Raw genomic sequence first — 7,733 nt, forward strand, 5'->3', positions numbered from 1 at the left:
AAGCGCTCGCAGCGGGCGCGGTCGAAGCGCGGATGCACACCGGCGACAAAATCGATGGCTTCCTTGACCCGCAGCCAGCGCGGCAGCACCGCAACGTCGGCGATGAAGCAGACATCGTTCATCAAGGCATTGCGCTGGGTGCGCGGGTCCATGCCCAGCACGCGCAGCTCGCCCTCGAACGCGGTCAGGCCGAGCATGGCCTTCAGGGCCGTGGTCTTGCCGGCGCCATTGGGGCCGATCAGGCCGACGATGCGACCCGGTTCAATGCTGAAGCTGGTGTTGTCCAGTGCGGGCTTCTGCTTGTAGGCCTTGCGCAGGCCCTGGGCGGAAACGACGGCTTCGACGGCGGCGTTCATAGAGTGGTCCCCGGTGGCAGCAAATCTTTCATGGTCAGGCCCAGGCGCTGGATGCGCTCCAGTACGGCCGGCCATTCTTCATTGAGAAAGCGCTCGCGTTCGTTGCCGCGCAACTTCTGCGCGGCCTCCTCGGTCATGAACATGCCCAGGCCGCGACGCTTCTCGACCAGGTTCTCGTCGGCCAACTCCTGGTAGGCGCGCGATACCGTGATCGGGTTCAACTGGTACTCGGCCGCCACCTGGCGTACCGAGGGCAGGGCATCGCCCGGCTTCAACAGGCCGTCCAGCATCATCGCGATGACGCGATCCTTCAGCTGGCGGTAAATGGGAGCGCCATCGCTCCACGTGATATCGGTCATGAGTCAGCTCCGCGGGTTCAGCGACGGTGCGAAAGAAAAGTAGGGCAGTGAAAGGCTGGTCCGCATCCGCCGGGCCTGCCGTTTCGCTTTGGGTTGATCGTTCGCATCCTGCTCATCACCAGCCAGCTCGGCGGCATAATTGCCGGCATCGGTGCGACCGCCGCCAACAGGGGCCGTACAACCGAGCAACAGCAAGGCGCTGGCGGTAACCAGGGCGTGCAGTGTGTGTCTGCCATGCTTGAGGTTCATCGCGGCTCCCTGTGTAGGGTGGCTGGTGTTGTATGCAACTATAACACCGACACGGCAACTTGCAACTTTTGTTACACCCAACTGATGGCCTATGCCGCGCAGGGCCGCAACGAGCGCCGGGAGTGGAAAGATGAAAATGCGTAATTCATTGATTGCAATGGTTATTGCTGCGGGGGTTGGGCTGGCGGGCAGCGCCTGGGCGGGGCCGTTGCTCGAACGTAGCTTCCGTCCCCTGGCGGGCCAGGGGCAGGTAAACCTGAACCAGACCTACGGCGGCAAGGTGCTGCTGATCGTCAATACCGCCTCCAAGTGCGGGTTCACGCCGCAGTACGAGGGCCTTGAGGCACTGCAGCAGACGCTGTCGCCGCGCGGGTTTGCTGTGCTCGGCTTCCCGTCCAATGACTTCAAGGGCCAGGAGCCGGGCACCGAGGCGCAGATCCAGGAGTTCTGCACGCTTACCTATGGGGTCAAGTTCCCCATGTTCGAGAAAGTGCATGTGGTGGGGGAGGAAGCAACGCCGCTGTATCGCGACCTGACCCGTGCCACCGGCGTGGCGCCGGCATGGAACTTCCACAAGTATCTGATTTCCCGCGATGGTCGGGTGGTTGCCCAGTTCCCCAGCAAGGTGCGGCCGGACGACCCGGAGCTGCGTGCGGCCATTGAACGCGAACTTGCCGCGCCCGTGCCCCGGCACTGACCTACCTCGACATCTGCGGCGTGCATGCGACAATGTCGCCCCTCGCGCCACCGGTGGCGTCTGTTCACTATCCAGGAAAGCAGCGAATGAAGATGGGAAAGCGTGGCGCCGTGGCGTCGCTTCTGATTCTGGCGATGGCAGCCCCAGGGGTCGTGCTGTCGCAACAACCTGCCGCTCCGGCGGCAACCAAGGAGAAGTCTGTTTTGACCTCGGATCGTGAAAAAATCGGTTACGCCATCGGCGTTGATGTCGCCAGCTCGTTCGAGCCGATCGCCTCGGAAGTGGACGTGGCTGCACTGCGCCGCGCCATCGAGAACGCGTTTGCCGGCGGCCAGCCGCTGCTGTCGCAGGAAGATGCGCAGAAGACCGACCAGGCCCTGCGTACGGTGATGATGGCCCGCTCGGGCCAGCAGGTGCCAGGCATGGCCCCGGGCAGCCAGCCGCCGTCCGTCGACCGTGAAAAGGTCGGCCTGATGCTGGGCAGCTATGCCGTGGGCCCGTCGCTGGCGCCGATCAAGGATGAGATCGATCTGGATTCGGTGTTCCAGGCCATCAGCACCATCTTCAGCAAGGGCACCCCGCTGATGGACCACCAGCAGGCCAAGGCCGCGCTGCAGGCCTTCAGCACCGCCAAGCAGTCGGCGGTGGCGGGCAAGAACCGCGAAGAGGGCAATGCCTTCCTGGCCAAGAACAAGACCCAGCCCGGCGTGGTGACCACTGCCTCGGGCCTGCAGTACCAGGTGATCCGCGCCGGCAGCGGCGAGCACCCGGCACCGACCAGCCGCGTGCGCGTGAACTACGAAGGCAAGTTGCTGGATGGCACCGTGTTCGACAGCAGCTACCAGCGCGGCGAGCCGATCACCTTCGGTCTGGACCAGGTGATCAAGGGCTGGACCGAGGGCGTTGGCCTGATGCCGGTGGGCGCGAAGTACCGCTTCTGGATCCCTGGTGAGCTGGCCTACGGCGAAAACGGCACCCCGGGTGGCCCGATCGGCCCGAATGCCACGCTGACCTTCGACGTCGAGCTGCTGGGCGTCGAGAAGTAATCCATTCGCCTCGGAGCGGTTGTTGCCATGCGCGTAGCTATTTTTGGTACCGGTTATGTGGGTCTTGTCACCGGGACCTGCCTGGCCGAAGTGGGCCATGACGTGGTCTGTGTCGATATCGACCAGGCCAAGGTCGACGGGCTGGAGCGGGGCATCATTCCGATCTATGAGCCGGGGCTGGAGCCGCTGGTGAAGGCCAACCACGCCGCAGGGCGCCTGGTCTTCACCACCGACGCGTCCCAGGCCATCGAACACGGCGAGGTGATCTTCATCGCCGTGGGCACGCCGCCCGACGAGGACGGCAGTGCCGACCTGCAGTATGTGCTGGCGGTGGCCCGCACCATCGGCACCCACCTGCAGCGGCCTGCGGTGGTGGTCAACAAGTCGACGGTGCCGGTTGGCACCGCCGACAAGGTGCAGGCGGCCATCAGCGACGTGCTGGCTGCCCGCACGCAGCAGATCGAATTCGACGTGGTCTCCAACCCTGAGTTCCTCAAGGAAGGCGACGCGGTGGCCGATTGCATGCGCCCCGACCGTATCGTCATTGGTGCACGCAATGCCCAGGCCGCAGCCACGCTGCGTCGGCTGTATGCGCCGTTCAATCGCAACCGCGACCGCGTGGTGGAGATGGACGTGCGTTCGGCGGAGCTGACCAAGTACGCGGCCAACGCCATGCTGGCCACCAAGATCAGCTTCATGAACGAGATCGCCAACATCGCCGAGCGCGTGGGGGCCGATATCGAACAGGTGCGCCAGGGTATCGGTTCGGACCCGCGCATTGGTTGGCACTTCATCTACCCCGGTGCCGGTTACGGCGGTTCCTGCTTCCCCAAGGACGTGCAGGCGTTGGCCCGCACCGCTGCCCAGTACGGCCACCAGCCGAAACTGCTGGATGCGGTGGAAGCCGTCAATGCCGCACAGAAGGGGCATCTGTTCGAGCTGGTGCAGCGTCACTACGACCGCGGCGAGGACGAGGGCATCCGTGGCAAGACGTTCGCGGTCTGGGGCCTGGCCTTCAAGCCCAACACCGACGACATGCGTGAAGCTCCCAGCCGCCGCGTGCTTGCCCAACTGTGGGAAGGCGGCGCCACCGTGCGCGTCTATGACCCGGAAGCCATGGACGAGGCGCGCCGCATCTTCGGCGAGCGAGACGACCTGACCTTCTGTGACTCGGCCTTTGATGCCCTGCAGGGTGCTGATGCGCTGGTGGTGGTCACCGAATGGAAGCAGTTCCGCAGCCCTGACTTCACGCGCATGCGCGAAGCATTGGGCGATGCGGTGGTGTTTGACGGGCGCAACCTTTACGAGCCGGCCGAGATCGAAGCGGCCGGCCTGGCTTATTACGGCATTGGCCGGGGGCGTTCAGTCCATGCAGCATGACCTGATCCCCAGCGCCCGCGAGCAGGCGCTGGAAGAACGACTCATCGAACTTGAAATGCGTGTTTCCTTCCAGGAACAGGCCTTGGCCGAGCTCAGCGAAGCCTTGGCCGATGCACGCATGGAAGGTTCGCGTAATACCGACGTATTGCGCGTCCTGCTGGAAGACCTGGGCAAGGTGCGTTCGGCACTGAACGCCGACGCTGCCAGCGAACCGCCGCCCCCGCACTACTGATACAAGCAGACAGCATTGACCATGAGCGATACTCTCCGCGACCAGCTCCTTGGGCTGGGTTTCAAACCCGTTCCCAAGCCCGAGCGCAAGCCCGAGCCGCGCCGCGATGGCCGGCCGCAGGGCAAGCAAGGTGCAGCAAAGCCCCATGCAGGCAAGCCTGGCCACGCCGCCAAGGCGGGTCAGCAGGACAAGCCGCGTCCGCAGGGCAAGCCCGGCCAGGGCCGTCCCCAGCAAGGTCCGCGCAAGCCGCGCTCGCAGGAAGACATCGACCTGGCCAAGGCCTATGCGATCCGTGCCCAGAAGGAAAAGGACGAACGCATCGAAGCCGAGCGGCAGAAGCAGGAAGAAGCACGCCTGCGCCGCGAAGCGCGGGCCAAGCTTGACGAGCTGATCAAGGACAAGGGGCTGAATGACCCCAATGCCGACATCGCCCGTCACTTCCCTTACGGCGGCAAGATCAAGCGCATCTACGTCAACGCCGATCAGTTGAAGGCGCTCAACGCCGGTGAGCTTGGCGTGCTGCAACAGAATGGGCGCTATCTGCTGGTGACCGCCGCCGTGCTGGCCGAGGCCGAGCAGGTGTTCGCCGCGTCGGTGGCCTTGAAGGTGGACCCGAACGCGCCGGTGCAGGATGATCCCTACGCCGACCCCGCCTACCAGGTGCCGGACGACCTGGTCTGGTAAGAACCAGCTGATTGATGGATCAACGGGCGCCGATGGCGCCCGCTTTCTTGCAGGGGGGGCAATGCAGGGCCAGCCAAGACACGACGGATATTTCCCCCATATCGATGGCCTGCGTGCCATCGCCGTGCTGGCCGTGATCGCCTACCACCTCAATCCGGCCTGGCTGCCCGGTGGCTTCACCGGTGTCGACGTGTTCTTCGTCATCTCCGGCTTCGTGGTCAGCGCGTCGGTGGCACGCTCAAACACGCCCACGGGTTGGCAGGGAGCGGTGGCCTTCTACGCGCGGCGCATGCGCCGGATCATGCCTGCATTGCTGGTCTGCCTGTTGGCGACGGGCTTGCTGAGTGCGCTGTTCATTCCCGAATCCTGGCTCAGCGAAACCAGCGGCAAAACCGGTCGCATGGCCTTTGTCGGGCTCAGCAACTGGGTGTTGGCCGGCACCGGTAACGACTATTTTTCACCGCGCAGCGACTTCAATCCCTATACCCACACCTGGTCATTGGGCGTGGAAGAGCAGTTCTACCTGTTGTTCCCACTGCTGTTCCTTGCCTGGCGTGGCGGCGGGCGTGGACGCGCGCTGTCGATGGGCTTGTTCGCACTGGCAAGCGGCGTGTCGTTGGCGTTTGCGGTGAGCCGCGCGCTGCAGGGTGGGAATGAAGTGGAAGTCTTCTACCAGACCACCACGCGTTTCTGGCAACTCGGTGCCGGTGTGTTGTTGTTCCAGTTGCTGGACATGCGCGCTGCCCGCACGGGGGCGCCAACTGCCGCGGGTGGCTGGCAGTTGCCGGTGCAACTGCTCGGCCTTGGCCTGTTGGGTTACGGCTTGTGGGCGGCGCGTGCTGGACATTCGCCCTGGATCGATGGGCTGTGGCCGGTGTTGGGCACGCTGGCCCTGCTGGGCGCGCTGCAGTCCCATGCAGGCAGTTGGATCGGGCATGCGCTTGCACTGCGTCCGGTGGTGATGATCGGCCGCCTTTCGTACTCGTTGTATCTATGGCATTGGCCAGTGTTCGTGCTGTTCCGCTGGACGCTGGGCCTGGATTCCGCACTCAACGGGCTGCTGGCGCTGCTGTGCACCGTGCTGTTGGCATGGTTGTCGTGGCGCTGGGTGGAACAGCCGCTGCGCTATGGCAAGCGGTGGCGGGCAAGCGATCTGCGCTGGGTGGTGGGTGGGCTGCTGGTTCTATTGCTTGGCATGGGCCTGCACCGGCAGCTTGAGAAAGCGGCCAGGTACATCTCGGCAAGCACGGTCAGCCGGCATCCGCAGGATTGGTACCCGTATGCCAAGGGGTTGGGTAGGGAGTTCCCGCAGTGCGAACTCGTGATATCCCGGCAGGGGTTCGCGGGTGGGCAGGCGCAGGTGTTCGAGCGTGGGCAATGTGCGATGCCAGCGGGCACCGGCAGGCGCCTGTTCGTGGTGGGTGATTCGCATGCCCTGGGCTATACCGAGATGCTGCGCCGCGTGGCTTTGTTGGACGGCGGCCAGGTTCGCCTGTACGGCGCAGGTGGCTGCGTGCTGCTGGGCCTGCAGGGCTGGCAGGCGGCAGGCTGTGAGGGCTATCTGCACGATGCGTTGGCCGATGTGGCCCTGCAGGCACGCCCCGGTGATGTGTTGTTCCTGCCCGGCCTGCGCGTACCGCGCTTGGTGGACCAGGACCGCTTGCTGGACCGGCAGCAGGCGTTTGCGGCGGTAGCCGATCCAGCTGTCGCAGCACAGCGGCAGGCGGAGCTGCGGAGCGTTGCCGCGCAGTTGCAGCCCTTGGCCGGGCGAGGGCTGCGGATCGTGCTGGAGGCGCCCAAGCCGGTTCTGCCAGCGCCGCCCTTCCGCTGTTCGGATGTCTTCAACCGGCACAATCCGATCTGTGCCAATGGCTTGACGATCACGCGCGCGGAAATGGAAACCCTGCGGGCACCGGCCATGGCCAGCCTGCAGCAACTGTCCCGGGCCTTGCCGGGCGCGGTGGTCTGGGACCCGTTGCCGGTGCTATGCCCGGGCGAGGTCTGTGGCCCCGCTGCCGAGGGCAGGCCGTTGTATTTCGATGGAGACCACCTGAGCGGGCAGGGTAACCGGGTACTGTTGCCGGCGTTCCGTGCAATGCTGCAGCAAGGCCAGCACTGAGCTGCATGCCGTTGCGCTCAGCGGCCAGCGCTGGGTAACTGATGGCGGCTGCAATGAAGACAGACGCGTTCGTATCTACAGTGCGGCGGGTTGCAACCGCACGTGGCCTGGCGTCATCAAGTGTGCGCCTCGGCTGCGGCTTGGCCAGCGCGGCGCACCTGGCGTGAGGGCGGCAGCCAATACCAGGCGATCACCGAACCCAGCAGGGCGAAGAAGCCGCCGACGATGAAGGCCACCTTGCCGTCGCCGAACTGCCATAGCTGGCCGGCGATCAGCGCGCCAAGCACACCACCCAGGCCGGATGAGAAGCCATAGAACAGGCCCTGCCCGTGGCCGTTGAGGTTGCCCGGGAAGTAGCGCGCCAGCAGCTGCATGGCCGAGGCAAAGAACGCGGCAAAGCCCAGGCAGTGGGTGGTCTGCGCGACCAGCATCACCGGCAGGTTTTCCGGCCACAGCGCGGTGACCCACCAGCGCAGCGCGGCGCTGGCCATGGAGATGATCAGCAGCCAGCTGGCATCCCAGCGGCGGAAGAAGCCGGCGATCAGGAAGAACACCGCCACCTCGAACACCACGCCCACCGTCCACATCAGCCCCAGCAGCGAGGTGCTGTA

10 protein-coding genes are annotated in these 7,733 nt (G+C 65.1%); 6 read left to right on the top strand and 4 right to left on the bottom strand.

What is annotated here, in order from left to right; genetic code table 11:
• The 3 genes from B2527_RS07640 to B2527_RS07650 all read right to left on the bottom strand — a co-directional run.
• Positions 1-356, bottom strand: a 356-nt coding sequence (locus B2527_RS07640; protein WP_293707571.1) for an ATP-binding cassette domain-containing protein, incomplete at its 3' end; no start/stop codon positions are given.
• A complete protein-coding gene (locus B2527_RS07645) occupies positions 353-715 on the bottom strand; it encodes a GntR family transcriptional regulator (protein ID WP_293707574.1) in 363 nt (120 codons plus the stop codon). The genes B2527_RS07640 and B2527_RS07645, both read right to left, overlap by 4 nt.
• 3 nt (positions 716-718) lie before the next feature.
• Positions 719-964: a hypothetical protein gene (locus tag B2527_RS07650; protein ID WP_293707577.1), complete on the bottom strand. Its 246-nt coding sequence runs from the start codon at positions 962-964 to the stop codon at positions 719-721.
• Positions 965-1,100: 136 nt separating this feature from the next.
• Between B2527_RS07650 and B2527_RS07655 the strand changes: the two genes are divergently transcribed.
• The 6 genes from B2527_RS07655 (at position 1,101) to B2527_RS07680 (ending at position 7,122) form a co-directional block, all read left to right on the top strand.
• Positions 1,101-1,661 (top strand): glutathione peroxidase, encoded by a 561-nt coding sequence (locus B2527_RS07655; RefSeq protein ID WP_414717035.1) that lies wholly within the window; start codon positions 1,101-1,103, stop codon positions 1,659-1,661.
• Positions 1,662-1,747: 86 nt separating this feature from the next.
• A complete protein-coding gene (locus tag B2527_RS07660; protein ID WP_293707579.1) occupies positions 1,748-2,707 on the top strand; it encodes an FKBP-type peptidyl-prolyl cis-trans isomerase N-terminal domain-containing protein in 960 nt (319 codons plus the stop codon).
• Between the two features lie 27 nt (positions 2,708-2,734).
• The gene (locus tag B2527_RS07665; protein ID WP_293707581.1) at positions 2,735-4,087 is read left to right on the top strand and encodes a UDP-glucose dehydrogenase family protein; all 1,353 of its coding nucleotides are present in this window, start codon (positions 2,735-2,737) and stop codon (positions 4,085-4,087) included.
• Positions 4,077-4,319, top strand: coding sequence for a SlyX family protein (locus tag B2527_RS07670; RefSeq protein WP_293707583.1), 243 nt, complete (start codon positions 4,077-4,079; stop codon positions 4,317-4,319). The genes B2527_RS07665 and B2527_RS07670 overlap by 11 nt, the downstream gene beginning before the upstream one ends.
• Before the next feature lie 21 nt (positions 4,320-4,340).
• Positions 4,341-5,003 carry a DUF2058 domain-containing protein gene (locus B2527_RS07675; protein ID WP_293707584.1) on the top strand — a complete coding sequence of 221 codons (663 nt, stop codon included), beginning with the start codon at positions 4,341-4,343 and terminating at the stop codon, positions 5,001-5,003.
• A gap of 61 nt (positions 5,004-5,064) precedes the next feature.
• Complete coding sequence (locus B2527_RS07680) at positions 5,065-7,122, top strand: acyltransferase family protein (protein ID WP_293707587.1); 2,058 nt, start codon at positions 5,065-5,067, stop codon at positions 7,120-7,122.
• 116 nt (positions 7,123-7,238) lie between these two features.
• Here the strand turns inward: B2527_RS07680 and B2527_RS07685 are convergent.
• The coding region (locus B2527_RS07685; protein ID WP_293707589.1) for an MFS transporter at positions 7,239-7,733 on the bottom strand (495 nt) is incomplete at its 5' end.

Source organism: Stenotrophomonas sp. UBA7606, from assembly GCF_002477705.1.
In the GTDB taxonomy this organism is placed as follows: Bacteria; Pseudomonadota; Gammaproteobacteria; order Xanthomonadales; family Xanthomonadaceae; genus Stenotrophomonas.